This is a genomic window from Enterobacter sp. CFEC122, from assembly GCF_052983755.1.
The window spans coordinates 71197-96683 of the sequence record NZ_JBRIQR010000015.1 but is presented as its reverse complement, the minus strand read 5'-3'; the positions used below and the strand labels follow the sequence as shown (position 1 = coordinate 96683).

Annotated in this window: 25 protein-coding genes and 1 pseudogene; 14 read left to right on the top strand and 12 right to left on the bottom strand. The window is 56.5% G+C overall.

Annotated features, from left to right (window positions below):
* Positions 1-3156, bottom strand: a pseudogene (gene oqxB / locus ACVCAM_RS12685) (multidrug efflux RND transporter permease subunit OqxB).
* Positions 3157-3180: 24 nt separating this feature from the next.
* On the bottom strand, positions 3181-4356 hold the full coding sequence (locus tag ACVCAM_RS12680) for an efflux RND transporter periplasmic adaptor subunit (RefSeq protein WP_021241209.1): 1176 nt from the start codon (positions 4354-4356) through the stop codon (positions 3181-3183).
* Between the two features lie 337 nt (positions 4357-4693).
* Between ACVCAM_RS12680 and ACVCAM_RS12675 the strand changes: the two genes are divergently transcribed.
* A complete protein-coding gene (locus ACVCAM_RS12675; RefSeq protein ID WP_447093606.1) occupies positions 4694-5047 on the top strand; it encodes a helix-turn-helix domain-containing protein in 354 nt (117 codons plus the stop codon).
* A gap of 70 nt (positions 5048-5117) precedes the next feature.
* On the top strand, positions 5118-5435 hold the full coding sequence (locus ACVCAM_RS12670; RefSeq protein WP_063616282.1) for a YebG family protein: 318 nt from the start codon (positions 5118-5120) through the stop codon (positions 5433-5435).
* Positions 5436-5633: 198 nt separating this feature from the next.
* On the opposite strand, the gene ACVCAM_RS12665 is transcribed toward ACVCAM_RS12670, so the two are convergent.
* Complete coding sequence (locus ACVCAM_RS12665; RefSeq protein ID WP_025911437.1) at positions 5634-6344, bottom strand: YnfC family lipoprotein; 711 nt, start codon at positions 6342-6344, stop codon at positions 5634-5636.
* A 138-nt stretch (positions 6345-6482) separates the two neighbouring features.
* Entirely contained in the window at positions 6483-6785 is a 303-nt protein-coding gene (locus tag ACVCAM_RS12660; RefSeq protein ID WP_025911439.1) for a hypothetical protein, read from the bottom strand.
* A 319-nt stretch (positions 6786-7104) separates the two neighbouring features.
* Between ACVCAM_RS12660 and ACVCAM_RS12655 the strand changes: the two genes are divergently transcribed.
* Positions 7105-7515 (top strand): YybH family protein, encoded by a 411-nt coding sequence (locus ACVCAM_RS12655; RefSeq protein WP_025911441.1) that lies wholly within the window; start codon positions 7105-7107, stop codon positions 7513-7515.
* A 43-nt stretch (positions 7516-7558) separates the two neighbouring features.
* Here ACVCAM_RS12655 and ACVCAM_RS12650 read toward each other — a convergent pair whose 3' ends face one another.
* Positions 7559-8014 carry a hypothetical protein gene (locus ACVCAM_RS12650; RefSeq protein ID WP_447093605.1) on the bottom strand — a complete coding sequence of 152 codons (456 nt, stop codon included), beginning with the start codon at positions 8012-8014 and terminating at the stop codon, positions 7559-7561.
* Positions 8015-8412: 398 nt separating this feature from the next.
* A complete protein-coding gene (locus ACVCAM_RS12645) occupies positions 8413-8916 on the bottom strand; it encodes a winged helix-turn-helix transcriptional regulator (RefSeq protein WP_023311523.1) in 504 nt (167 codons plus the stop codon).
* Between the two features lie 61 nt (positions 8917-8977).
* Between ACVCAM_RS12645 and ACVCAM_RS12640 the strand changes: the two genes are divergently transcribed.
* Positions 8978-9214: a tautomerase family protein gene (locus ACVCAM_RS12640; RefSeq protein ID WP_407223302.1), complete on the top strand. Its 237-nt coding sequence runs from the start codon at positions 8978-8980 to the stop codon at positions 9212-9214.
* A 65-nt stretch (positions 9215-9279) separates the two neighbouring features.
* Here the strand turns inward: ACVCAM_RS12640 and ACVCAM_RS12635 are convergent, their stop codons facing one another.
* A complete protein-coding gene (locus tag ACVCAM_RS12635) occupies positions 9280-10164 on the bottom strand; it encodes a LysR family transcriptional regulator (RefSeq protein ID WP_407223796.1) in 885 nt (294 codons plus the stop codon).
* A 114-nt stretch (positions 10165-10278) separates the two neighbouring features.
* Here ACVCAM_RS12635 and ACVCAM_RS12630 point away from each other — a divergent pair, with 114 nt between their 5' ends.
* The 9 genes from ACVCAM_RS12630 to clcB all read left to right on the top strand — a co-directional run bounded on the left by ACVCAM_RS12630 (position 10279) and on the right by clcB (position 19367).
* Positions 10279-11406: an alpha/beta hydrolase gene (locus ACVCAM_RS12630; protein WP_032637711.1), complete on the top strand. Its 1128-nt coding sequence runs from the start codon at positions 10279-10281 to the stop codon at positions 11404-11406.
* A 49-nt stretch (positions 11407-11455) separates the two neighbouring features.
* A complete protein-coding gene (locus ACVCAM_RS12625; protein WP_032667266.1) occupies positions 11456-12640 on the top strand; it encodes an MFS transporter in 1185 nt (394 codons plus the stop codon).
* Between the two features lie 84 nt (positions 12641-12724).
* Positions 12725-13348, top strand: a complete 624-nt coding sequence (locus ACVCAM_RS12620; RefSeq protein WP_044596707.1) for a glutathione S-transferase family protein — start codon at positions 12725-12727, stop codon at positions 13346-13348.
* A 159-nt stretch (positions 13349-13507) separates the two neighbouring features.
* Positions 13508-14245 carry a YoaK family protein gene (locus ACVCAM_RS12615; protein ID WP_032651667.1) on the top strand — a complete coding sequence of 246 codons (738 nt, stop codon included), beginning with the start codon at positions 13508-13510 and terminating at the stop codon, positions 14243-14245.
* 276 nt (positions 14246-14521) lie between these two features.
* Positions 14522-15232 carry an osmoprotectant ABC transporter permease OsmY gene (gene osmY, locus ACVCAM_RS12610; protein ID WP_407223301.1) on the top strand — a complete coding sequence of 237 codons (711 nt, stop codon included), beginning with the start codon at positions 14522-14524 and terminating at the stop codon, positions 15230-15232.
* An 18-nt stretch (positions 15233-15250) separates the two neighbouring features.
* Entirely contained in the window at positions 15251-16150 is a 900-nt protein-coding gene (gene osmX / locus ACVCAM_RS12605) for an osmoprotectant ABC transporter substrate-binding protein OsmX (RefSeq protein ID WP_407223300.1), read from the top strand.
* Between the two features lie 8 nt (positions 16151-16158).
* Positions 16159-16806 (top strand): osmoprotectant ABC transporter permease OsmW, encoded by a 648-nt coding sequence (gene osmW, locus ACVCAM_RS12600; protein WP_407223299.1) that lies wholly within the window; start codon positions 16159-16161, stop codon positions 16804-16806.
* Positions 16806-17954 (top strand): osmoprotectant ABC transporter ATP-binding protein OsmV, encoded by a 1149-nt coding sequence (gene osmV / locus ACVCAM_RS12595; RefSeq protein WP_023344013.1) that lies wholly within the window; start codon positions 16806-16808, stop codon positions 17952-17954. Before osmW ends, osmV begins: the two co-directional genes overlap by 1 nt.
* Before the next feature lie 102 nt (positions 17955-18056).
* Positions 18057-19367 (top strand): voltage-gated ClC-type chloride channel ClcB, encoded by a 1311-nt coding sequence (gene clcB / locus ACVCAM_RS12590; RefSeq protein WP_063453369.1) that lies wholly within the window; start codon positions 18057-18059, stop codon positions 19365-19367.
* Here clcB and bioD read toward each other — a convergent pair.
* The 3 genes from bioD to ACVCAM_RS12575 form a co-directional block, all read right to left on the bottom strand.
* On the bottom strand, positions 19302-19997 hold the full coding sequence (gene bioD / locus ACVCAM_RS12585; RefSeq protein WP_219369692.1) for a dethiobiotin synthase: 696 nt from the start codon (positions 19995-19997) through the stop codon (positions 19302-19304). The two genes, clcB and bioD, sit on opposite strands and share 66 nt — an antisense overlap.
* 130 nt (positions 19998-20127) lie before the next feature.
* Positions 20128-21348 carry a sugar metabolism global transcriptional regulator Mlc gene (gene mlc, locus ACVCAM_RS12580; protein ID WP_008502447.1) on the bottom strand — a complete coding sequence of 407 codons (1221 nt, stop codon included), beginning with the start codon at positions 21346-21348 and terminating at the stop codon, positions 20128-20130.
* 94 nt (positions 21349-21442) lie between these two features.
* Positions 21443-22375, bottom strand: a complete 933-nt coding sequence (locus tag ACVCAM_RS12575; protein WP_023327325.1) for a LysR family transcriptional regulator — start codon at positions 22373-22375, stop codon at positions 21443-21445.
* Between the two features lie 121 nt (positions 22376-22496).
* Here ACVCAM_RS12575 and ACVCAM_RS12570 point away from each other — a divergent pair, with 121 nt between their 5' ends.
* Positions 22497-23750: an MFS transporter gene (locus ACVCAM_RS12570; RefSeq protein WP_249564157.1), complete on the top strand. Its 1254-nt coding sequence runs from the start codon at positions 22497-22499 to the stop codon at positions 23748-23750.
* Positions 23751-23825: 75 nt separating this feature from the next.
* Here ACVCAM_RS12570 and ACVCAM_RS12565 read toward each other — a convergent pair whose 3' ends face one another.
* Both ACVCAM_RS12565 and ACVCAM_RS12560 read right to left on the bottom strand, forming a co-directional pair.
* Positions 23826-25217, bottom strand: coding sequence for an APC family permease (locus ACVCAM_RS12565; protein WP_407223298.1), 1392 nt, complete (start codon positions 25215-25217; stop codon positions 23826-23828).
* On the bottom strand, positions 25207-25392 hold the full coding sequence (locus ACVCAM_RS12560; RefSeq protein ID WP_447093608.1) for a hypothetical protein: 186 nt from the start codon (positions 25390-25392) through the stop codon (positions 25207-25209). Before ACVCAM_RS12560 ends, ACVCAM_RS12565 begins: the two co-directional genes overlap by 11 nt.
* Between the last annotated feature and the right edge of the window lie 95 nt (positions 25393-25487).

Genomic DNA, 25487 nt, shown 5'->3' with positions numbered 1-25487 from the left:
CTACGCGGGCAGCACGTCCCTTTCCTCTTTTTTGCCGCGCGTGACGAACTTACGCAGCGTCACGTAGAACACCGGCGTCAGGAACAGACCAAACAGCGTCACCCCCAGCATACCGGAGAATACCGTGATCCCGGTGACGCCGCGTACTTCCGCACCCGCGCCGTGGCCGAGGATCAGCGGAATGGTCCCGGCAATAAAGGCGATGGAGGTCATCACAATCGGGCGTAAACGCAGGCGGCACGCCTCCAGCGCGGCCTCCATGATGCCTTTACCCTGAATTTCCAGCTCGCGGGCAAACTCCACGATAAGAATGGCGTTTTTACAGGCCAGCCCCATCAGCACCACCAGCCCCACCTGCACGAAGACGTTGTTATCGCCCCCGGTCAGCCAGACGCCAAACAGCGCGGAGAGCATCGTCATCGGCACGATGAGGATCACCGCCAGCGGCAGCGTCCAGCTTTCATACAGCGCCGCCAGGACCAGGAACGCCAGCAGGACCGCGACCGGGAAGACGATCAGCGCCGTGTTGCCCTGGGTGGCCTGTTGGAAGCTCAGATCCGTCCATTCAATGTTCATCCCGTTCGGCAGGATCTGCTTAGACATCGCGTCCAGCTGCGTCATCGCCTGCGCTGATGAGAGCACGCGCGGGTCGGCATCGCCAATCAGGTCCGCCGCCGGGTAGCCGTTGTAACGGATCACCGGATCCGGCCCGTAGGTGGTCGTGATGTTCACCATACTGCCAATCGGCACCATTTCGCCCTGGCTGTTACGGGTGCGCAGATTCGCAATATCTTCCACGCTGTCGCGGAACTGCCCGTCGGCCTGCGCCATCACGCGCCAGGTACGCCCGAACTGGTTGAAATCATTGACGTACGACGAGCCCAGATAGGTTTGCAGCGTCCCGAAAAGATCGGTCAGCGACACGCCCTGCGCTTTCGCCTTGTCGCGGTCAACCTGGACGTCCAGCTGCGGCACGTTAGCCTGGTAGGTTGAGATCGGGAAATGCATCCCCGGCGTCTGCATGATTGCACCGGACATGGTGTTCACCGCGTTTTGCAGCGCGCCATAGCCCAGACCACCGCGATCCTGAATGTACAGGGAATAGCCCGACCCCTGACCCAGCCCTAAAATCGGCGGCGGCAGAATGGAGAAGCCAAAGCCCTGCTGGATTTGCGCGATTTTCGCGTTAATTTCCGCGTTAATTTCCGCCGCGGAATGTTTACGCTGGTCGAACGGCTTCAGGCCAAAGAAGACCGTTCCGGTATTCGGCGTATTGGTGAACTGCAGCGCGTTCAGCCCCGGAAACGCGACCGCATAATCCACGCCTTCGGTATTCATCCCGATTTCGCTCATTTTGCGGATCACCGCATCGGTGCGGGCCAGCGAGGAGCCTTCCGGCATTTTCACGCCGCCAATCAGGTACAGCTTGTCCTGCGTGGGAATAAACCCGCCGGGTACCGCTTTAAACATGACGCCTGCGGCACAAAGCAGCAGCAGGTAAACCACGAATACCGCGCCGCGCCGTCCCAGCGTTTTGCCCACCAGCCCCTGATAGCCGTTTGAGCTGCGGAGGAAAAAGCGGTTAAACGGACGGAAAATCCAGCCGAACAGACGGTCGATAAGCCGGGTCGGGAAATCTTTCGGCGCGCCGTGGGGCTTTAACAGCAGTGCCGCCAGCGCCGGAGAGAGCGTCAGCGAGTTAATCGCTGAAATCACCGTCGATATCGCGATCGTCACCGCAAACTGCTTGTAGAACTGACCGGTAACGCCCGACAGAAACGCCATCGGCACAAACACCGCGCACAGCACCAGCGCAATCGCGATAATCGGCCCGGACACTTCACGCATCGCCTGGTGCGCGGCCGCAAGCGGCGCAAGCCCCTCTTCGATATTTCGCTCGACGTTTTCCACCACCACGATGGCGTCGTCCACCACGATACCGATGGCGAGCACCAAGCCGAACAGGCTGAGGGTATTCAGCGAGAAGCCCAGCAGGTAGAGAATGCTGAAAGTACCCACCACCGACACCGGCACCGCGATCAGCGGAATGATCGACGCGCGCCAGGTTTGCAGGAACAGAATGACCACCAGCACGACCAGCACCACGGCTTCCAGCAGCGTCTGCACCACCGCACGGATCGAATCACGCACAAAGACCGTCGGATCGTAAGGTGCCGCCCACTTCATGTCTGCCGGGAAGCGCGTGGACAGTTCGTCCATTTTCGCGCGCACCGCGTTAGACAGATCGATGGCGTTCGCCCCCGGCGACTGGAAGATACCAATCCCGACCGCGTCTTTATTGTTCAGCTGGGAACGCAGCGCATAGCTCCCGGAGCCCATTTCAATCCGCGCCACGTCGCGCAGGCGGACGACCGTACCGTCCTGCGTTGTTTTCAGGACAATATTGCCAAACTCTTCTTCGGTATGCAGGCGGCCCTGGGCGTTAATGGAGATCAGGAAGTCGCTCTCTTTAGGCAGCGGCTCGGCGCCAAGCTGACCGGCGGAGACCTGTACGTTTTGCTCCTGCATCGCCGTGACCACGTCCGAGGCGGTCAGCCCGCGCGCCGCCACTTTATTAGGGTCCAGCCAGACGCGCATCGCGTACTCGCCGGAGCCGAAAATCTGGATCTGGCCGACGCCGGGCAGGCGCGCCAGCTCATCCTTCACCTTCAGCGTGGCGTAGTTGCGCATATACAGCGAATCGTACTTACCGTTTGGCGAAAACAGATGCACCACCAGCGTCAGCGTGGGCGACTGCTTCTGGGTGGTAATGCCCAGACGCCGCACGTCCTCCGGCAGACGCGCTTCGGCCTGCGCGACGCGGTTCTGCACCTAAACCTGCGCCTGATCCGGGTCAGTCCCCGGACGGAAGGTCACGGTGGTCACCAGCACGCCGTCCGAGCCCGCGACGGATTTCATGTACATCATGTTCTCAACGCCGTTGATCGCCTCTTCCAGCGGCGTCGCCACGGTCTCGGCAATCACTTTCGGGTTGGCGCCCGGGTACTCGGCGCGCACCTGCACGCTTGGCGGCACGACGTCAGGGTATTCGCTCACCGGCAGCAGCGGGATGGCGATTAACCCTGTGATAAAAATCAGAATCGACAGGACGGCAGCAAAGATCGGCCTGTCGATGAAAAAGCGGGAAAAGTCCATGGGTTGGATTCTCAGGTCAAGGGATCAGTTGAGGGCGGCGCTGGCGGTCATGGCAACGGTTTTGGCGTTAACCGGCATACCCGGCATAAACACTTTCTGTAAACCCTCGACGATGACTTTGTCGCCAGGGTTCAGCCCCTGCCGCACAATGCGTAAACCGTCTGCCAGACGACCCGGCGTAATGTCGCGACGCTGCGCTTTCCCCTCTTTATCGACGATATAGACGTATTTACGATCCTGATCGGTCAGCACCGCCTTGTCGTCGATAAGCGTGGCTTTGAACTCCGCGCTGCCCGGCAGGCGTACGCGGGCAAACAGTCCCGGCGTAAACTGACGCTGTGAGTTATCCAGCAGCGCGCGCATGCGGATGGTCCCGGTACTCGGCGTGAGCTGGTTATCCAGGAAATCCACTTTGCCCTGATGGGGATAGCCCTCCTCGCCCGTCAGGCCAATCTCAACCGGCAACGCCGTGTGATTGCTGGACGCCCCCTGCCCGCTGCGGGCCAGGTTTTGATAGTGAAGGTAGGTTGACTCGTCCACGTCAAAGTAGACGTACACCGTCTTCTGCGAGACCAGCGTGGTGAGGACGCTGGCGGTATCGCCCGCAGTCACCAGGTTCCCGCTGGTGATCAGCGCCCGGCTGGCGCGACCATCGATAGGCGCGGTCACTTTGGTGAAGTCCAGGTTGAGCTGGGCTGCGTCAACCGCCGCCTGCGCGGCGCGAATGTCGGCCTGCGCCTGAACGGCAGCCGAGCGGCGCTGCTCCCACTCTTCCCGTGAGACCAGATGGGTATTGATCAGCTTATCGGTACGGTTAGCCTCACTTTGCGCCAGGCTGGCCTGCGTTTTAGCTCTCGCCAGGTTCGCCTGCGCCTGTTCCAGCGCGGCGCGATAGGTACGGTCATCAATGGTGAACAGCACCTCGCCCTTTTTCACTTCCTGGCCGTCGGTGTAATTCACCTTATCAATGTAGCCAGACACGCGCGGGCGCAGCTGAACGCTCTCCACCGCTTCAATCCGGCCGTTAAAGCTATCCCACTGGCTAATCGATTTCACCACCACGTCAGCGGCACTCACGGCAGGCGCAGGTGGCGCGGCATTTTGCGCGACGCTGTTATCGCATCCGACGAGCAGCACGGAGAGCAACATGGCCCCCAGCGCGCTCAGATGAGAATTACCCCAGGTTTTTTGCAGGCTCATTATTTTTATTCCGATAATTGTCGCCACCGGGCAAGACGCAGCAGGAGGCACCGCGCCACTTCCTTTGTCCGGGGGCTGTCTTAAGGCCATTTGTGTCGTTCATCGCCACAAAACTGTAACAGTTGCGAATACACTATTCGCGGCGATTGTAGGAAGGCGCTTAACTAAGTGCAAGAATAATTGTTGCACTTTATGTGCTATTTGAGCGGATGTGAAAAGACCCGTTTCGGTCAGGGATTTAAATGCAACAATAAAACTTGCAATTACTGCAAAAACGCGCCACCTTTTAATGCAACAGACAAAGATACTTTTTCATCCGCTGCGTGGGGGTAACCAGATGAACACTGGCGCATTTATGCATGATTTACTCGACTGGATCGACAACAACCTGGACAGCCGCCTGGACATTGAGACCGTCGCCAGGCGTTCCGGCTACTCGAAATGGCACCTCCAGCGCCTATTCAAAGAGCATACGGGCTATCCCCTCGCCGGGTATATTCGCGCGCAAAAGCTGCAAAAATCGGTTGAGCGGTTATCCCACAGCGACGAACAGATTCTGAACGTGGCGATCGCGCTGGGCTTTGACTCCCAGCAGTCCTTCAACCGCAGCTTTAAGCGCCAGTATGGTCAGGCGCCTGGGGCATGGCGACGCAGTATGGGTGGCCCCGAAACGCAGCAGCTTCACCAGTAATGCATATTTTGCTGCAACGTCGATCTGTTGCTGCTATACTGTATATAAATACAGTATAACGAGGTGCACGATGGCTGTTGAAACAAAATTTGTTGTCGTAAGAAAAGGTGAAGAGAAAATGACATTTGCCAGTAAGAAAGAGGCTGACGCTCACGACAAGCTGCTCGATATGGCCGACGCGTTCACCGACTGGCTGTTACAAAGCGGAATGCAGATGGATGAAACGCAGGCTGAAAATCTTGGCCTGTATCTCGCCGAGCAGAAAGAGACCGTGCAGCATATTCTGCGTACCAGCAAGCTTCCCGATCTCACTGCTCCAGCTGTAGCGGATAAAACAGACTCCGACGCGGCTGACGCAAAAAAAATCAGGGCTGTGAAAGCGGCCTGATTGTCAGAAAATCATCACCGTTCTGGAAGCCGTAAGCAGATAACTGCTTACGGCTTTTTGGCTGTCTGTAGTACTCTCCTGCTGATTGATGTTAACGATACCATCGTTTCAAAGCAGGAGATGATGCACTGACAAAAAAAATAGGACGTTAATCAACCTTTCGGGAAGGTGACGTGGGTTCAGTCCTTTTAATATAATTTAGAAATATTCATTTTTGTGATTAGAAATCCATACGAGGCTTGAGTCACGATAGTCGTCGTTAGTGGATGCTATCAGCGAGCATTTATCTGCATTACCATCAGCGGTGTAGGCACAGCTTTGCTTCACCATGAAAGTGATGTCCTCTCTTTTCGACACTAATTCTGAGTCAAGGAATTGCGCACTCCCGGATGGGTAAACGATGCGTTCATCTTTTGGATCTTTGTAGTTTATTATGCGAACGGGGAATTGGCTGTTGTGATATTCATATCGCTCTACAACTTCGCCCGTATCTTTGTCGATTATTTTTTCCAGCAAGCCACGTATATTATAACTGAGTAAGTAATTACCTTTTTCATTCTCAAGCTCAGTAATTTCGCAGCGCTCATTTATTTTTCCGGTAATACGCTGGCCTTTAAGTGACGTCAGTAAGCCATCTTTATTGACCAAATGAAACTCTCGATCATTTGCCTTGTCAACCATGTTGATACTCGTAAAGCATCCGCTGCGATCATATCTAACTTCTGTCATAACCTGAAGTTTACCTGTAACATCCCGCATCCACTGGAGGCTATGTTTTACGTTCCCGGTTGTTGCATCATGATCGAATAAAAGAGCAGCATTTAAGACCGCCGGTTTGAATTGAGTAAATGCCGCGACATCAAATGATAACGTCAATAATAATAGATTTAAAAAAACACCTGCTTTCATAAGTCATCCCTTTATTAATAAAATAGCATTCAACGATGATGTGAATTCGCGCTCTCATATTTTACGAATAATCGAAGCGTTTCCATGACAAACGTTAAGTGTCTGCTTTTTGTTCTAATCAATCGATACAAGGGTCCCTCATTTTTTGTGTGCACTCGCTTTCCGACGGATCTCAATCATCCTGATATACATATCACGCAACTCCTTATTCTGCTTGATTACCATTTCTTTGGGCAAGGATTCTCTCTCACGATTCCATTCATCAACGACACCCTGGCATGTCAGATAAGCGTCATTAACAATATTTGCAGCTGGAATCATCGTGTTGATATAGGGAATGGTATGTTTGTTCAGGCATACAGAGACAGGTGGGCCATAATCATGTTCTTCGGCATGTAGAGTAATAGCAATAAGGAGGATAAACAATGTTAGAAATCTCAACTTCTTTTTCCCCTGATAAATACTGTTTCGTCAAATGACTGTCTTCCGGGGAGTTATCGACTTTGTGCAAAAAATCTTTAGTTACCCAAGGAAGTTATTATCCTGCTGTAGTGACTGCTGACACAAAACCTGACAGATGAAGGTTTTAATGACTCGATATCAGTTTAGAAATCGCCCCGTTGAGCTCACCACCCATAGCAGGCGTAACCTTAAAACTATCCGCTTCTATGCTAAACCTTCCAACCACAAAACCTGGTAGCTATACAAACACGCCAGACTGTTAAGTTAATACGCTTTCCCCCTCTCTGAGAAAATACGCATGACCCCACACCCGCTACGCCAGATAATCGAATCCTGCGATCGCGCCATCACCACCAAAAACTATGACGCGCTGATGAAACACTACGCCGAAGATGCAGCTCTGGTGGTCAAGCCCGGAATGGTTGTTAAAGGCAAAGACAACATCCGCAGCGCGTTTGTTGCCATCTCGGATTATTTCCAGGACCAATTGATTGTGGAACAAGGAGAGATGCAGGTGATCGAAGGCGGTGACACTGCCCTCGTTATCATGGAAACCGTTCTGCGTTTTCCTGATGGTCAGGGTGGAATAACGGAAATGTCGCGCCGCGCGACCTATGTTTTTCGGCAGGAAAGCGACGGTCGCTGGCTTTGTACTATCGACAACTCCTACGGCACGTCGCTTCTGGATACCGGGAACCGATCGCGTTAATCACACTTTCAAAGGGGCGCTGCCGCCCCTCCGCGCCAGCCCCTTAATGCGCAGTAATGCGCGGCTCCTTCACAAACTCAGCCAGCAGCCACACCATATCGTGCAGCAGGCCTGTCAGCTCCTTCACTACGTGAGCGGGCAGCGTTCCCCCCATAACGGCTTGCGTCAGCGCCAGAACATAGTCCACCTGCGTTAAGTTGTCCTGCCAGCAGTCGGGCACGCAGGAGTTGGTTTTCTCACCCATGATCAACTGTTCAATCAGGTATGGCGGAAGATCGGCATCGCAGAGTGCGCGCAGCCTGCGCAGAGCCTCAAGGAGACGCTCGCACAGCGCAGTACGGCTCGCGACATCATCGGTTTCGACCAGCACACTCACCAGCGCGGCGCAGTTGTCGGCGATGTCAAAGAGATCGGCATCGGCCGGAAGCGGACGGGAGATAAGTTGCAGAATGACGTTTTCGTCAGATGGAAGGTAAGTCAGGGTTGGGATAGTAGCCATCGTAAGGCATCCTCAGTGTATAAATTGGGTGAACCACCCGATGAGTTCCTACGCTCGAGGGGGTAGCGCTGACAGAGGTAGGAATACCGCCCACAGAGAAAACGGCCAGCCTTGCGGCTGCTCCGTCAGCGCCACCGCAATTTTAACGAGATCGGCGCTGTCGCGACATATAAATATCGCTCTGTAGATGCGGGTTCCTACGCCCGATTGCGGATGTGCCGCAACGCAGGCACTTTACGACCGCGCCCCGTAGAGGAAAAGACATAACGCTGAATTTCATAAGGTTACTTTGCGGTTTGCGAGGCTCCTTCCAGAATGACAACGCTGCCCTAAATTTTAAGGGTATCAATCACCGCTCTCGCTGGGCTTTGACTCCCGGCAGTCCTTCAACCGCAGCTTTAAGCGTCTGTATGGTCAGGCGCCTGGGGCATGGCGGCTAAGTATTGGCTGTCGTGAAACGTTAACCGAACGTTTTTAGGGTCAACGAACTTACCGTCGGCGGTAACATAGGCGCTATTCACCACTTCTCCACTTTCTTTGTCTGTTAACGCAATATGCGGTGCGTCGTGCAGTATGTTTTTATGACCCCACTCCATCAAAGAGAAAAGAATCGGCGCAAGGCTGCGGCTTTTGGCGGTGAGAACATACTCATACCGTTCACGCGCCCCTTCTTCCTGATAAGGGATTTTGCAAAGCAGGCCGAGTTCAGTCATTTTTTTTAACCGGTTCGCCAGCGTCTGCCGGGTGATTTTTGTATGATCCCGTATCGTTTCAAAGCGTGTTACCCCATAAAACGCCTCTCTCAGAATCAACAAAACCCATTGATCGCCAAGAAGCTCAGCGGCCGCCGCTAACCCACAAAGCTCAGGTAATAAGTACGGTAATGATTTATTTTTTGACATCTCTTCGTTTGCCTCGTAACCTGAGTATGATTTAAAGACTCAGTTATTTAAGGAGAATACAATGCCCTTCGTAAATGTGCAAACCATTAAAGGAATGATTAATTCGGAGCAAAAAAAAGAACTGCTACGTCGTATGACTGATCTTATTGTTGAAATTGAGGGAAACGGCGATCCTGAATTCCGGCGTTCAGTATGGATCCGTATTGACGAGCATGAACCGGAACAGTGGAGTCTTGGGGGAATACAGCCCACATCTGAAATGATTGCTGCAAAATTTGCCTCACCACAGCGGTCCTGATTTATTTTTAGTCATAGCTCACCGGCGGGCAGTTTGTATGTCCGCTCTCGTGATGTTATGCCGCCCTAAATTTTCAGCGTATCGATCACAGCCCTCAGGGCAGGCGACACGTTGCGGTGCGGATAATAGAGATACAACCCGTCCATGCGCAGGCTATAGCGCTGCAACACCCGGATAAGCGTTCCGCGCTCCAGATCGTCAGCCACCAGCTCCACCGGGACATAGGCCAGCCCAAGCCCCAGCCGGGCGGCCTCGGCTTCCATGTAGCTGTCAGACAGCGCCCATTGCCCCTCTGGCCGATGGGTGATTTTTTTCCCGTCCTGCACCAGGTCCCACTGATAGTCACTACCGTCGGCAAACTGGTAGGCAATGCAGGGATGAGCCACTAAATCGGCTGGCGTCTGCGGAAAACCGTAGCGTCTGAAGTGTTCCGGGGCAGCCACCGCGGCCATTTCCATATCAGGCGTGATACGCACAGCAATCATTCCCTGCCCCACTTCCGGCCCCAGTCTGACACCCGCATCGAACCGCTCGGCGATAATGTCGACGAAGCGGCTTTCATTGATCAGTTCCAGCCTGATGTCCGGGTAACGCTGTTTAAAAATGGCGAGCTTTGGCAGCAGACATTTATCGATAGCGTGCTGGCTGGCATTAATACGCACCGTGCCGGACGGCGTCTGACGATAGTGTGCCAGGGTCGCCAGACCCGTATCGAGCGTATCGAATGCAGACTCGGCGGTCTGATAAAGCTGTTCCCCGGCATGGGTGAGCGAGAGCTTGCGCGTGGTGCGGACCAGAAGTTGAACGCCCAATCGCTCTTCCAGCTCGCGAACCGAGCGGCTGATCCCGGATTGCGCCAGCCCAAGCCGAAGCGCGGCCGCCGTGAAGCTCCCCTCCCGTACCACCTGCATGAACAGGTACAGCTCATTATAGTTTTCCCGTTTCGCCATCATCCCCACCCATTTATAACAATATGATATGAATCCTAGCAGCTTTCGCCCTCTAATCAGCACTATTTCTGCTAACTATAATGACCGCAACACAACAACCCAGGGTTCATTTCTATGAAAACATTTACCCAAAAACTGTCCGTTGCGATGCTGCTATGTGCATCATTAAGTGGAGTGACAACAATGAGTTATGCAGAAACCACCAACCCAAACGCGCCTGTTTCGATGGTGAGCACATGGGATAAAACCTTTGCCGAAAGTGACAAAGTCGATCACCGTAAGGTGTCCTTCCAGAACCGATACGGGATCACTTTGGTAGGCGATCTGTATCTTCCCAAAAACCGCGGCGACCGCAAGCTGGCGGCGATTGCGGTCAGCGGGCCATTTGGCGCGGTCAAAGAGCAGTCCAGCGGCCTGTATGCGCAAACCCTGGCAGAAAATGGGTTTGTAACCCTGGCGTTCGATCCGTCCTATACGGGCGAAAGCGGTGGCCAGCCGCGCAACGTAGCGTCTCCGGATATCAACACCGAAGACTTTAGCGCGGCGGTGGACTTCCTCGGTTTGCAGAAAGAGGTTGATCGTAACCGCATTGGTATTCTCGGCATCTGCGGCTGGGGCGGTATGGCGCTCAACGCAGCATCCATGGACACCCGCGTGAAGGCGGTCGCCACCAGCGTGATGTATGACATGAGCCGGGCGATGGGCCACGGCGTGGGCGACGGGAAAGATCGCTATTCAACGTCTGACCGCCGTGCCGTTCTGCAGTATCTGAACGCACAGCGCTGGAAAGATGCTGAGAACGGTACCTTCGCGCACGGCGGCCATGACATTTATGTCGATGAGAACGGCAAGGTGACGGCAGCTGAACGTATTCTGCCGGAGGCGTTACCTGACAACCCGAATCCGGTACTCAAAGAATTCTTTGACTACTACCGTATGCCGCGCGGCTTCCATGCGCGCTCCGTCAACTCCACCGGCGCGTGGACCGCGACCACGCCATTATCATTTATGAATATGCCGCTGCTGAGCTACGGCAGGGAAATTACTATCCCAACGCTTATCGTAACCGGTGAAAAGGCACACTCCCGCTACTTTGCTGAAGATGCGTTTAAAGCGGTCGGCAGCAAGCAGAAGGAACTGGTGATTGTTCCGGGCGCAAACCATGTCGATCTCTACGATAATGCTGCCGGGAAGATCCCCTTCGGCCAGTTTGAGCAGTTCTTCAAAACCAACCTGAAATAAACCTCTACGCCACCCGCCCTATACGGGTGGCTCTTTGTGAAATCTGACTATGCCTACACTGAGCCGCACCACATCACAGAACACAGAGCATGCACACTGGAGTGGCGTTTTTGCCATGACCCTGTGCGTATTTGTCTTGATTGCTTCGGAATTTATGCCCGTCAGCCTGCTTACTCCCCTTGCCAGAGATTTGGGCGTTACGGAGGGTCTCGCTGGCCAGGGGATCGCGATTTCCGGCGCGCTGGCGGTGCTGACCAGCCTCTTCCTTTCCCGGCTTGCCGGGAATATAAACCGCAAACACCTTCTTCTGGGCATGACGCTCCTGATGGCGCTCTCGGGGATGATTATCGCTTTCGCCCCAAACTATCTGGTTTACATGACAGGCCGCGCGCTGATCGGTATCGCTATAGGCGGGTTCTGGTCCATGTCTGCCGCAACGGCCATTCGCCTTGTTCCGCCGCATAAGGTTGCGCGCGCGCTGGCCATTTTCAACGGCGGTAACGCGCTGGCAACGGTGGTGGCCGCCCCGCTTGGCAGCTATCTTGGGGCCACTATTGGCTGGCGCGGCGCATTTCTTTGTCTGGTGCCCGTGGCGATAGTCGCGTTCATCTGGCAGTGTTTAAGCCTGCCTGACATGAACGCGCGTAAAAACGGTACATCACGAGGAAGTGTTTTTCGGTTATTCCGCCAGCCTGCCGTTTCCGTTGGTCTGCTGGCCTGCGGCCTGTTCTTTATGGGGCAGTTTGCGCTGTTTACCTATCTGCGCCCGTTCCTTGAAACCGTCACCCGGGTGAGCGGAGCCGGGCTGTCGCTAATTTTGCTCACCATAGGCGTTGCAGGTTTTGTGGGCACCCTTTTCGTTGCCCTGGTGCTTAATGCCGCGTTTTACATAACGCTGATCGCGATCCCTCTACTGATGGCGGCCATCGCAGTCGCGTTGATTCTCGCCGGGCATAACGTGTGGATTGTGGCCCTGCTGTCAGGCCTATGGGGGATGCTGGCAACATCAGCGCCGACGGGGTGGTGGACGTGGATTGCTCGAACGCTGCCGAAGGATGCTGAAGCAGGCGGTGGACTGATGGTCGCGGTGATCCAGCTCGCCATTGCGCTCGGCTCAACGGCGGGCGGTATAGCCTTCGATCGTTATAGCTGGCAGAGCTCGTTTGCATTGAGTGGCATAGTGCTCCTCTTTGCGGCAGCGCTAACGTTTCTGCTTTCGCGTCTTCACAAATAACGCGCCGGATGATTTTTTGACGCTTTTCTTCACCGATCGTGTATTGTTTTTAAACAATAACATCCTCTAAAGGACACCTGCGCAATGATCAGCATCCTCGGCAAAACCACCTCCATCAACGTTCGTAAAGTGCTCTGGACCTGCGAAGAAGCGGGCATCACTTATCAGCAGGAAGATTACGGCAGCGGTTTTGCCTCGACGGAAACGGATGCCTTTCGCGCCCTGAACCCCAACGCCATGGTGCCGGTGCTGATTGACGGTGATTTCGTGCTGTGGGAGTCCAATTCCATCTGCCGTTATCTGGCGCGCAAGGCCGAACGTCACGATCTGCTGCCCGCAGAACCGCAGGCCTGCGCCAACGTTGAGCGCTGGATGGACTGGCAGGCCACTGAATTTAACAACGCCTGGCGCTATGTCTTCCCGGCGCTGGGGCGTAAAAACCCGGACTTTAACGACCCTGAGCGCATTGCGGCGGGAATCAAAGAGTGGAACCACTGCATCACCATTCTGGAAAACCAGCTGCAGCGCACCGGGGCCTTTGCGGCGGGCGAGACGTTTACCCTCGCGGACGTGGTGCTTGGGCTGTCGGTGAATCGCTGGAAAATGACGCCATTTGATAAGCCAGACGTGCCCGCCATTGAGGCCTGGTTCGAGCGACTTAACCAGCGTCCGGCATTTTTGCGTCACGGCAATAACGGCATGATATAAAACTTAATGCCTGAATGAATACCGCAACGAGGCTGTTTTATTTAATTACGAAACCCTGATTGTCGTCAGAGGGAATAATAATTAAGCCATATCCTGGACAGCCCGTTGCACCGCTTTGCTAGCCTGAATAGTCAGGCAAAGCTCAACCCGGAGGTATTCTTGCTGATTAAACTCAAGAAAGAACGAACGCACCAGGAGGATCGCCGGCTTGCTCTCTGGCTGGCGACCTCGGCAGGTTTGCTGAACGCCATCGCCCTCGGGGCATTTGGCTTTTTCCCCTCACACATGACCGGCAACACCTCACAGTTATCCAGCGAAGTTTCTTCTACCGATCTGAGCGATATGATTTTCTTCGGCTCGATAATTCTCTCTTTTGTGGCTGGCGCCATTATTGCGCGCACGATCGTGATATGGGGAATTATCCATAACGTCAGGCTGGTTTTTTGCCAGATCCTTTTTGTCGAGGGGATATTACTGACCGGCGTCTCCTTCTACGAAATGTATTTCCATGCGCTCACCAGCAATCGCGAGATTATTCTTTTTCTCTGCTTTCTGATGGGCATTCATAATTCCACCTCCACGCAGCTTTCCGGCGGACGGGTAAGATCGACGCACATTACCGGCACGCTGACGGACGCGGGGATTTCCCTGGCCTCCGTCATGGTGGCGATGCTGCGCAGGGATTACTCCAAAGATACGGCGGCGCAAAAAAGCCAGCTAAAAACCCACTTAACCACCCTGTTTTCGTTCATCACGGGCGGCATCGCGGGACTGCTGCTGTTCCGATGGATTGGCTTTAACGCCATGCTGGCGCTGGGGGTGATGCTCGCGTTTGTCGCCACCGTTTCAATTATCACCGTCTCGTCGCGGGTTCGACGGGTTCGTGCCCCTCTATGAAGGTAATGACCTGTACTCGGCATAAAAGCCCTTTAGATGTGACACTGTCACATCTGAATATTCGCTTTAGGACTATTCTGCCCGCCCCACAATCAGGCCTTATGCCATAAGGCCTGACCTCAGGTTGCCACTAGTTTCATAGGGTTACTGTTTTTCCCCCTTCGCTGGAACCCTTCCCAAACGCTTGCTATAGGTCAATTGCCCCTGCCGAAACATGGCATAACAACAGGCAACCGGTGGTTGCTATAACGCATGCGCACAGGGAGACACACCGCAATGCACCAATTACTCAAACGTTCGCTGCTGTTTGTCGGCGCCATTATCGTGGTTCTCGCCCTCCTCGTCTGGGGGATCGGGCTGGAGACCATCAGAGCGCGTCAGGTTGACCTGATCTATCTCGGGCAACAGCATATGATTCTGGTTTTCTCATCAATGTTCTTTGCCCTGCTGGTGGGTATTCCGGCCGGTATTCTGCTGAGCCGCCCGGCCGCGCGGGGTATCGCCGAATACGTGATGCAAATCTTTAATGTCGGCAACACCCTGCCGCCGCTGGCCGTGCTGGCGCTGGCGATGGTGGTGATTGGTATTGGCGATACGCCGGCCATCATCGCCCTGTTCCTCGCCTCGCTGCTGCCGATCGTGCGCAACACCTATGCCGGGCTGTGCTCGGTCCCGCCGTCGCTGCTGGAAGCGGCAAACGGCATCGGGATGACCAAATGGCAGCGTCTGCGCCAGGTGGAGCTGCCTGCCGCCTGGCCGGTCATGCTCTCCGGCATTCGCATCGCCACCGCCATTAACGTCGGTACCGCACCGCTGGCGTTCCTGATCGGCGCCAGCAGCTACGGCGAGCTGATTTTCCCCGGCATTTATCTGAACGATTTCCCGACCCTGATCCTCGGCGCGGCGGCCACCGCCCTGTTCGCCCTGATCCTTGATACCCTGCTGGCGGCGCTGGGTCGCGTGATGAGTCCCCATCTCGCTCGATAACAATAACAAGGAGCTTTTATGAGACTGATATCCGGCCTGGCGGCGCTGTGTGCCGCGGCGCTGTTCACCGGCCAGACCATTGCGGCCCCGCTGATTCTGGCGACCAAGAGCTTTACCGAGCAGCACATTCTCTCGGCGATGACCGTGCAGTACCTGCAGAAGAAAGGATTCCAGGTGCAGCCGCAAACCAATATCGCCACGGTGATTTCCCGTAACGCGATGATCAACAAACAGATTGATATGACCTGGGAGTACACCGGCACGTCATTAATCATCTTTAACCATATCAACAAGCGCATGTCGCCCCAGGAGTCTTATGAGACGGTGAAACGTCTGGACGCGAAGCACGGTCTGGTCTGGCTCAAGCCCGCCGACATGAACAACACCTATGCGTTCGCCATGCAGCGCAAGCGCGCCGAGGCGGAACATATCAACACCATGTCGGACATGGTGGCGAAGATTGAGCAGATCCGTAAAACCAACCCGGACAAAAACTGGCTGCTGGGCTTAGACCTGGAATTTGCCGGGCGCAGCGACGGTATGAAGCCGCTTAAGGCCGCCTATAAGATGGACCTGGACCGCCCGCAGATCCGTCAGATGGACCCCGGTCTGGTCTATAACGCGGTGCGCGACGGCTTCGTCGACGCCGGGCTGATTTATACCACCGACGGGCGCGTGAAGGGCTTCGACCTCAAGGTGCTGGAAGATGATAAAGGCTTCTTCCCGAGCTATGCCGTCACCCCGGTGGTGCGTAAGGACACGCTGGAGGCCAATCCGGGCCTGGAAGAGGCGCTCAACACCCTCTCTGCCCAGCTCAACAACGACGTTATCACCGAACTGAACAAGAAGGTGGATATCGACCATCAGTCACCGCAGCAGGTCGCCCGTGATTTCCTGCGTAGCAAACAGCTGCTGTAGGAGGCGCTATGGAGACGATTCACTACATTCTGGACAACTGGGACTACATGTTAACCCTGACGCTGCAGCACCTGTGGCTGGTGGCGCTGGCCGTGGGCTTAGCCATTCTCATCGGCGTCCCGCTCGGCATTCTGATTGTTCGCCACAAGTGGCTGGCGACGCCGGTGCTGGGGATTGCCACCATCGTGCTGACCATCCCGTCCATTGCGCTGTTTGGCCTGATGATTCCGCTCTTTTCGCTGATCGGTCAGGGGATTGGCGCCCTGCCCGCGATCACAGCGGTGTTTCTCTACTCGCTGCTGCCGATTGTGCGTAACACCCATACGGCGCTCGACAGCCTGCCGTCGGGCCTGCGTGAAGCCGGACGCGGCATCGGCATGACCTTCTGGCAGCGCCTGCGCTGGGTCGAAATTCCGATGGCGCTGCCGGTGATTTTCGGCGGGATCCGCACCGCCGTGGTGATGAACATCGGCGTGATGGCGATTGCTGCGGTGATCGGCGCGGGCGGTCTGGGTCTGCTGCTGCTCAACGGCATCGGCGGAAGCGATATCCGCATGCTGATTGCGGGCGCGCTGATGATTTGTCTTTTAGCGATTGTGCTCGACTGGCTGCTGCACCGTCTGCAGGTGGTACTGACTCCGAAGGGGATTCGATAATGATAAAACTGGAAAACCTCACCAAACACTTTTCACAGAAGCACGGCCAGACCTTCAAGGCCGTCGACAACGTCAACCTGAACGTGCCCGAAGGGGAAATGTGCGTCCTGCTCGGCCCGTCCGGCTGCGGGAAGACCACCACCCTGAAGATGATTAACCGCCTCATTACGCCGAGCAGCGGGACGATCCTGATCAACGGCGAAGACACCAGCGGGATGGACACCGTCACCCTGCGCCGCAACATCGGCTACGTGATCCAGCAGATTGGCCTGTTCCCGAACATGACCATCGAAGAGAACATTACCGTCGTACCGCGCATGCTGGGCTGGGATAAAGCGCGCTGTAAAACCCGCGCCGAAGAGCTGATGGATATGGTGGCGCTGGATCCGCATAAGTTCCTGAATCGCTATCCGCGCGAGATGTCCGGCGGCCAACAGCAGCGCATCGGCGTGATCCGCGCCCTGGCGGCAGATCCTCCGGTGCTGCTGATGGATGAGCCCTTCGGCGCGGTGGACCCGATTAACCGCGAGGTGATCCAGAACCAGTTCCTCGAGATGCAGCGCAAGCTGAAAAAAACCGTCATGCTGGTCAGCCACGATATCGACGAGGCCCTGAAGCTTGGCGACCGTATTGCGGTGTTCCGTCAGGGGAAAATCGTGCAGTGCGCCAGCCCGGACGAACTGTTGGCGAAACCGGCGAATGAGTTTGTTGGCTCGTTTGTCGGTCAGGACCGCACGCTGAAGCGCCTGCTGCTGGTCTCGGCGGGCGACGTCACCGATCAGCAGCCGACCATTACGGTGCGGGGTTCGACGCCGCTGCCAGAAGCCTTTGCCACCATGGATGATAACGATATCCGCGCCATCACCGTGGTGGACGAGCACGGCAAGCCGCTGGGCTTTGTGAAGCGTCGCGAAGCGCGTAACGCCAGCGGGACCTGCGCCGACATCCTGCATCCGTTCCGCATGACCGGCAAAGCCGAAGACAACCTGCGCGTGGTGCTGTCACGCCTGTATGAGAGCAACACCAGCTGGATGCCGATCGTGGATGAGGACGGGCGCTACAACGGCGAGATTTCTCAGGACTATATAGCCGAGTATCTCAGTTCAGGTCGTACGCGTCGGGCGCTGAATATACATAGCGAGAACTAATCTTTCCGGCCGGGCATCGCCCGGCTTTTCCGCACGCATACCTTTTGCTAACCCCGCGATTTCCCGCCACAATATTGTATCTTTCCCGTTTACTCGCGACCCATGCAACGTCTTCATACGTACCCCGACATCCGCGCGATGTTTCGTCGACTGCTGATTGCTACCGTCACCGGCGTGCTGGCCGCGCTGGCCGTTGCGGTGTTCCGCCACAGCATGTATCTGCTGGAGTGGCTGCTTCTCAGCAACGACAGCGGCAGCCTGGTGAATGCCGCCGCGTCGCTCTCACCCTGGCGGCGCGCGCTGACGCCCGCGCTGGGCGGGCTGGCTGCGGGACTGTTACTATGGGGATGGCAACGGCTGACCGCCCAGCGGCCTCATGCCCCCACCGATTATATGGAAGCGCTGGAGACCGGCGACGGTCAGTTTGATTACGGCGCCAGCCTGGTGAAATCCCTTGCCTCGCTGCTTGTCGTGGCAAGCGGAAGCGCCATCGGGCGTGAAGGGGCGATGATCCTGCTTGCCGCCCTCGCCGCCTCCTTTTTTGCCCGGCGCTTTACGCCCAAATCCGAATGGAAGTTATGGATCGCCTGCGGAGCCGCGGCCGGGATGGCCAGCGCCTACCATGCTCCGTTAGCCGGAAGCCTGTTCATTGCGGAGATTCTGTTTGGCACCCTGATGCTGGCCTCGCTCGGGCCCGTGGTTATCGCGGCGGTAGTGGCGCTTCTCACCACGCAGCTCCTGGCGCCGGGAACCGGCACGCTCTACGCGGTCCATTTGAGCGGCACACTCACCGCAACTGATTATGCCCTGCTGGTCGCCATGGGGCTGCTGGCGGGTCTTTGCGGACCGCTGCTGATGTGGCTGATGGCGTTCAGCCACGGGCTGTTCCTGCGCCTTAAGCTTTCGCCGCCGTGGCAGCTGGCGCTCGGCGGTGCGATCGTCGGGCTGCTGTCTCTTCTGACGCCGAAGGTGTGGGGGAACGGCTATAGCGTGGTTCAGGCTTTTCTGCTCGCCCCACCGCTGCTGTCGATCGTTGCAGGCGTCTTTATCTGTAAACTGCTGGCGGTACTGGCGAGCAGCGGATCGGGCGCGCCGGGCGGGGTGTTCACGCCCACGCTGTTTGTCGGCATGGCGACGGGCATGCTGTTTGCACAGCTTTTCGCGCTGTGGCTGCCGGGCGCTGAGACGGCGATTCTGCTTGGGCTGGCGGGGATGGCGACGCTACTCGCCGCGACCACGCATGCGCCCATTATGTCGGCGCTGATGGTCTGTGAAATGACCGGGCAATATTTTTTACTGCCCGGTTTGCTGGTCGCCTGCGTGCTGGCGTCCGTGCTGTCGCGGACGTTACGCCACGACTCGATCTACGGTCAACACGCCACTGAGGGCAGAGAGATTGATGTATTGCGCTAGCTCGCGCTGCTCGGCGCGAGGCAGATAAGGCAGTTCACCCACCAGCGGTCCGGGTAGTTTGGTGCTCAGCACGTCGATGATCTCCGCATAGTGCGCCAGACCAGGGTTGATGCGGTTGGCCACCCAGCCAACCAGCGGCAGGCCGTCATTGGCAATCGCCTGAGCCGTCAGCAGCGCATGGTTAATGCACCCTTCCTGGATCCCCACCACCATCACCACCGGAAGCTGTTCCTGCACCACCCATTCCGACAGCGGGCGCAGATCGTTCATCAGGCTGCGCCAGCCGCCCGTGCCTTCCACCACCACGTGATCGACCTTCTCGCACAGGCTCGCCAGACCGTTGGACAGCAGAGGGTAATTAATCAGGCCGCTGTGCGCCACGCTGCTCTCCTCTTCGCTTAACGCAATAGGATTGATCGCGTGATAAGGCAGTTCCAGTGACGAGACGCTTTGCAGTACCAGGGCGTCTTTATTACGCAATCCCTCTGGCGTCTCTTTACTCCCTTTTGCGACCGGTTTGTACCCTGCCACGCGTTTACCGCTTGCTGCCAGCGCCTGCAGCAATGCGCGGGATACAACGGTCTTGCCGACAGAGGTATCTGTACCAGTAACAAAGAAACGCTTAAGCATGACTCACTCCACCTCTTGGGTATGCTTCGAAAATATAAACCATGTAAATAATTCAGTGGAGGAAGTCTACGGGATGCGTGCGCTACCCGGCTTGAGATAGCGCAATTTTTCTTACATCTGCAAAAAAGAGTTAACCCTGTAACAGGCGGATCAACAGCGAGCCGTTATACATGGCATCTTTGACCAGCGCGGCGCCGGCCATCGTGCCCTGATTGGAAAACTGGGTACTTTCTACCGCAATGTTCCGGCTGTAGGCGGGAAGCGACTGCTGCTGAATACAGGCCGTAATCGCCGGGAAGAGGATCTCCGCCGCCTGGCTCAGCGGTGAGCCAATAAGGATTTTTTGCGGGTTGAAGAGGTTCACCATAATCGCCAGAATGCGGCCAACGTTATTCCCCACCCCGGTAATGATGTCCTTCGCCAGCAGATCGCCCTGACGCGCCGCGGCGCAGAGAGAATCCACCGTGAGGGGTTGTCCGTGCAGCGAGGAGCTCATGGACTGACTGAGCCTGACCTGCGCCAGCTCCAGCACGCTTTCCACGCTGGCAATGGTCTCCAGACAGCCGTGGTTACCGCAGTAGCAGCGCTTACCGTATGGGTCGACCTGGGTATGGCCAATTTCCACCAGACTGCTGCTTCCGGCGTGGAGAAGACGTCCGTCGGTAATGACGCCTGCCCCGACGTTATGATCGATAACCACCTGAATCACATCCCTCGCCCCGCGTGACGCGCCGAACAGCGCCTCCGCCATGGTCCAGGCGCTGATGTCATGCTGAATATAGACCGGCACGCCGGTATGGTTTTTCAGCACTTCCCCCAGCGGCATCTCTTTAACATCGTCGTAAAACGGCATGCGGTGAACAATGCCATTTTCGGTATCAATAATACCCGGCATGGTGATGGCAATGGCCGTTAAGCGTTCAAGCTTCTGCTGGTGACGAATAAAGAAGCGATCGATATGCGAAACAATCGCGTCGAGGAGCGGTTCCTCAGCGTTGAGCGGCAGATCAAGACGGTCTTCCACCACCAGCTTGCTGCTGAGATCGCGCAGCGCAAGGAAGATCTCCCCCCGGCTGATGCGCAGCGACAGGTAGTGCCAGGCTTCCGTCTCCACCACCAGCCCGACTGCCGGACGGCCACGGCTGCCCGGCTCCTGAATTTCCGTCTCCTGAACCAGGTGCGCTTCCAGCATCTCGCGGACAATCTTGGTAATACTGGCGGGTGCCAGCTGTGCCAGGCGCGAGAGATCGATACGCGAAACCGGACCAAGCTGATCAATCAGGCGATACACCGCGCCAGCGTTGGTCTGCTTAATCTGATCAATATGCCCTGGCTGACTATCAGCGACCACCTCGTACTCCCTTATTTTCGAGCTTCGAAATAAACTGTTGGCTATGGTGAAGCACTTGCAGGGCTGCCGTCAAATATTTACTTAGCCATGTGATTTACTGCACATTTTTGCCCACTTTTCCCTGAAAATGCCGCCCGGCGGAGACGTTCATCAACTGCTGTTTGAAGCGCTGCGCGGCATGGCTCTGTTCGCGATGTTTTGCCCAGACCAGCCACATCTCTGAAACGGCATCCTCTTCGGCGATGGTCACCCAGCGCATTTCGCGCAGTTGTACCCGTTTAAAGGAGGCCGGAAGAATAGACACCCCCAGCCCGGCGGCGACCAGGCCGATAATGGTCATCGCTTCCCCGACTTCCTGGGTGATGACCGGGGCAAGATCGTAGCGGCGCATCAGCCCCAGGATATCGTCATACAGACCCGTTCCGACCTGCGGGTCAAAAAAGACAAACGGCTCGTTTGCCAGCTCTGCCAGCGAAACCGCCGGACGCGACGCCAGCGGGTGATCGTGCGGGATCATGGCCATCAGCGGCTCGCGCAGGATCACCTCCCACGCCAGCGAGTCCGGCAGCTGGGTATTACGCATCAGCCCCAGATCCAGCGAACCTTCATTGAGCGGCGCGATCTGCTCGCGGGTGTTGATCTCGCGCGTTTGAATATGAACATCCGGGAAATGGCGACGGAATGACGACAGGGTTTCCGAGACGGCGCTGATAAACGGTGCGGACGAGGTAAACCCGATCCGCAGCTCTCCGGCCTCCCCGAGATAGAGCCGTTCTGCCCGGGCGGCGGCGTCCTCGACCATGCTCAGAATTTGTCGGCTATCGATGAGAAACTGCTTACCCGCCGCCGTCAGGCTCACGCTGCGGTTGGTGCGGGCCAGAAGGCGCGCCCCGACCTGCTGCTCCAGGATCTGAATCTGCTGGCTTAAGGGAGGCTGAGAGATGTTCAGCCGCGCCGCCGCGCGGCCAAAATGCAGCTCTTCGGCGACGGCGACAAAGTAGCGGAGATGACGCAGCTCGATATTCATATTTCTAAAGTATCATTTGAGATTATTAATATATTAGACAGAATATTTACATTTTCCTACCCTTATCAGGTGGTCATACCCGTCACCAGAAATCACGGGGATGTTTAAGCAAGGAAACTGTGTGAGTCGTACAACTGCCATTGATATCGATCCGGCGAGCGATATCGATGATTTACCTGCAACATCGCAGCCGGTTCAGTTCATTAAACGTGGTACCCCCCAATTTATGCGCGTCACGCTGGCGCTCTTCTCCGCCGGTCTGGCGACCTTCGCCCTGCTCTATTGCGTTCAGCCGATCCTGCCCGTGCTCTCCCATGAGTTTGGCGTTTCACCCGCCAGCAGCAGCGTATCCCTCTCTATTTCAACCGGTATGCTGGCGATTGGCCTGCTCTTTACCGGGCCGCTGTCCGACGCCATCGGCCGTAAACAGGTGATGGTAACCGCGCTGATGCTGGCCTCGGTTTGTACGCTACTCTCGACCATGATGACCAGCTGGCACGGCATTCTGGTGATGCGCGCGCTGATTGGGCTCTCGCTCAGCGGCGTGGCGGCGGTCGGGATGACCTACCTCAGCGAGGAGATCCACCCGAGCTTTGTTGCCTTCTCTATGGGGCTATACATCAGCGGGAACTCGATTGGCGGGATGAGCGGGCGTCTGCTGAGCGGGGTATTCACGGACTTCTTTAGCTGGCGTATTGCGCTGGCGGTCATCGGCTGTTTCGCGCTGGCATCCGCCCTGATGTTCTGGAAAATTCTGCCGGAATCGCGTCATTTCCGCCCGACATCGCTGCGCCCGAAAACGCTGTTTATCAACTTCCGCCTGCACTGGCGCGACAAGGGGCTGCCGCGCCTGTTCCTGACCGGCTTCCTGCTGATGGGCTCGTTCGTCACGCTGTTTAACTATATTGGCTATCGCCTGATGCTCTCGCCGTGGCATCTGAACCAGGCTCTTGTCGGTTTACTCTCGGTTGCGTATTTGACCGGAACGTGGAGTTCACCGAAGGCCGGGGCAATGACCGCCCGCTATGGCCGCGGCCCGGTCATGCTGTTCTTCACATCGGTGATGCTGGTCGGCCTGCTGCTGACGCTCTTCTCCTCCCTGTGGCTGATTTTTGCCGGCATGCTGCTCTTCTCCGCGGGTTTCTTCGCCGCCCACTCGGTTGCCAGCAGCTGGATTGGCCCGCGCGCGCGTCGCGCCAAAGGTCAGGCATCGTCTCTTTATCTGTTTAGCTATTACCTGGGGTCCAGCATCGCCGGGACGCTCGGCGGCGTGTTCTGGCATCACTACGGCTGGAACGGCGTGGGCGGGTTTATTGCGCTGATGCTGTGCGCGGCGTTGCTGGTGGGGGGAAGCCTGCATAAACGTCTGAGATAATACGCCTGCGGGCTGATGTCTGGTAAGACGCGTCATTCAGAAAAACGGCACCAGCGTACTGGTGCCGTTTTTCGTTCAGGAATCCCAGGCCTGCTCTATCTTACCGGCTTCAAACTGCGGAGGCGGTTTTCGGAAACGGCGCGTGAGCCATGTCAGGTAAAGGATCCCCAGTGCCGCCCAGATGAGGCCAAGCGTCAGGGACGTCGCTTCGAGGTTTATCCACAGCACGCCGACCGTGACGGCACCAATGAGCGGCAGCAGGAGATAGTGGAACCGATCTTTCCACGTTTTGTTCATCCCCTTGCGCCGCCAGAAATGGTTGTACACCGAGAGATTAACAAACGTAAACGCCACCAGCGCGCCAAAGTTGATCAGCGCCGTCGCGGTCGCGAGATCGAAGTACAGGGCCGACAGCGCCACTATCCCAACCATAATGACGTTCAGGGCTGGCGTACGCCATTTCGGATGCACGTAGCCAAACACCCGCTCCGGAAACACGTTGTCACGCCCCATCACATACAGTAAGCGAGAGACGCTGGCGTGCGAGGCCAGGCCTGAAGCGAGCGTATTCACAAACGTGGTACACAGAAACACCGACTGGAAGAGCTTGCCGCCCACGTACAGCGCGATTTCCGGCAGCGCGGCGTCCGGGTTTTTGAAGCGCGCGATCGTCGGGAAAAAGAGCTGCATGAAAAACGAGGCAACAATAAATATCAGCCCGCCATACAAAGCGGTGAGGAAGATGGCTTTGGGAATCACCCGCGCCGCGTTTGGCGTCTCTTCCGACAGCGTGGTGACCGCGTCAAAGCCGAGGAAAGAGAAGCAGACGATAGTCGCGCCGGTAATAATCGGAATCAGGTGTGCGTTCTCGCTGATAAACGGCTGGAGCGACCAGACGGTGCCGACGCCCTCTCCCTTATGCAGACCGTGCACCACCAGTATGACAAACACCACCATGATGGCGATCTGCACCAGCACAAACAGGGTGTTAAAGTTGGCGACCAGATTCACACTCTTCAGGTTCGCCAGCGTCAGGATCGTTACAAACCCCACCACCCAGACCCACGGCGGGACTTCAGGGAACAGCGCGGAAAGGTAGATCTTCGCCAGCAGCACGTTGATCATCGGCAGGAAGAGATAATCCAGCAGCGATGACCAGCCGACCATAAAACCTAAATGGGGGCCGATCGATTTCTGCGTGTAGGTGTACGCGGAGCCCGCTTCCGGAAACTGTCGTACCAGTTTGCCGTAGCTGATGGCGGTAAACATAACGCCCGCCAGCGCCAGGAGATACGAGGCGGGCACGTGGCCGTTGCTGATACCGGACACAATGCCGAAGGTATCAAACACGGTCATGGGGGTGAGATAAGCCAGCCCCATCATGACCACCTGCCAGAGCTTGAGGGAACTGCGCAGCCGGGTTCTTCCTGCCATGCGCGGCGAGTCAAGAGAGGTGTTAGTCGCCATAAATCGTCCCCCCCATGCTTACCGTGGTTTGCAATCGCGCTGTCCTTAACGCAAACCTGCTTAGCAAAGGGGGAAGTTGTAAAGAACACACGCGATCGTACCAGCGCACCGTCTCTGGCTCGCACTCACAGCAGGCGCCTGACTGGCCCCCTTCGCCCTGCGGATAGTTGAACATCTGCATCATTTCCTACCTCGTCACACAGTGTCGTTAAGAAAATCCCTGTGCCGCCTGCGCTCCATAACGCGACTCCCGGGAGAAAGCTGGCGTGC

What these genes read in the sequence shown, in the direction of transcription:
- ACVCAM_RS12680 (WP_021241209.1), bottom strand. Translation starts at nt 4,356, where the DNA reads ATGAGCCTGCAAAAAACCTGGGGTAATTCTCATCTGAGCGCGCTGGGG.
- ACVCAM_RS12675 (WP_447093606.1), top strand. Translation starts at nt 4,694, where the DNA reads ATGAACACTGGCGCATTTATGCATGATTTACTCGACTGGATCGACAAC.
- ACVCAM_RS12670 (WP_063616282.1), top strand. Translation starts at nt 5,118, where the DNA reads ATGGCTGTTGAAACAAAATTTGTTGTCGTAAGAAAAGGTGAAGAGAAA.
- ACVCAM_RS12665 (WP_025911437.1), bottom strand. Translation starts at nt 6,344, where the DNA reads ATGAAAGCAGGTGTTTTTTTAAATCTATTATTATTGACGTTATCATTT.
- ACVCAM_RS12655 (WP_025911441.1), top strand. Translation starts at nt 7,105, where the DNA reads ATGACCCCACACCCGCTACGCCAGATAATCGAATCCTGCGATCGCGCC.
- ACVCAM_RS12650 (WP_447093605.1), bottom strand. Translation starts at nt 8,014, where the DNA reads ATGGCTACTATCCCAACCCTGACTTACCTTCCATCTGACGAAAACGTC.
- ACVCAM_RS12645 (WP_023311523.1), bottom strand. Translation starts at nt 8,916, where the DNA reads ATGTCAAAAAATAAATCATTACCGTACTTATTACCTGAGCTTTGTGGG.
- ACVCAM_RS12640 (WP_407223302.1), top strand. Translation starts at nt 8,978, where the DNA reads ATGCCCTTCGTAAATGTGCAAACCATTAAAGGAATGATTAATTCGGAG.
- ACVCAM_RS12635 (WP_407223796.1), bottom strand. Translation starts at nt 10,164, where the DNA reads ATGGCGAAACGGGAAAACTATAATGAGCTGTACCTGTTCATGCAGGTG.
- ACVCAM_RS12630 (WP_032637711.1), top strand. Translation starts at nt 10,279, where the DNA reads ATGAAAACATTTACCCAAAAACTGTCCGTTGCGATGCTGCTATGTGCA.
- ACVCAM_RS12625 (WP_032667266.1), top strand. Translation starts at nt 11,456, where the DNA reads ATGCCTACACTGAGCCGCACCACATCACAGAACACAGAGCATGCACAC.
- ACVCAM_RS12620 (WP_044596707.1), top strand. Translation starts at nt 12,725, where the DNA reads ATGATCAGCATCCTCGGCAAAACCACCTCCATCAACGTTCGTAAAGTG.
- osmY (WP_407223301.1), top strand. Translation starts at nt 14,522, where the DNA reads ATGCACCAATTACTCAAACGTTCGCTGCTGTTTGTCGGCGCCATTATC.
- osmX (WP_407223300.1), top strand. Translation starts at nt 15,251, where the DNA reads ATGAGACTGATATCCGGCCTGGCGGCGCTGTGTGCCGCGGCGCTGTTC.
- osmW (WP_407223299.1), top strand. Translation starts at nt 16,159, where the DNA reads ATGGAGACGATTCACTACATTCTGGACAACTGGGACTACATGTTAACC.
- osmV (WP_023344013.1), top strand. Translation starts at nt 16,806, where the DNA reads ATGATAAAACTGGAAAACCTCACCAAACACTTTTCACAGAAGCACGGC.
- clcB (WP_063453369.1), top strand. Translation starts at nt 18,057, where the DNA reads ATGCAACGTCTTCATACGTACCCCGACATCCGCGCGATGTTTCGTCGA.
- bioD (WP_219369692.1), bottom strand. Translation starts at nt 19,997, where the DNA reads ATGCTTAAGCGTTTCTTTGTTACTGGTACAGATACCTCTGTCGGCAAG.
- ACVCAM_RS12575 (WP_023327325.1), bottom strand. Translation starts at nt 22,375, where the DNA reads ATGAATATCGAGCTGCGTCATCTCCGCTACTTTGTCGCCGTCGCCGAA.
- ACVCAM_RS12565 (WP_407223298.1), bottom strand. Translation starts at nt 25,217, where the DNA reads ATGGCGACTAACACCTCTCTTGACTCGCCGCGCATGGCAGGAAGAACC.
- ACVCAM_RS12560 (WP_447093608.1), bottom strand. Translation starts at nt 25,392, where the DNA reads ATGTTCAACTATCCGCAGGGCGAAGGGGGCCAGTCAGGCGCCTGCTGT.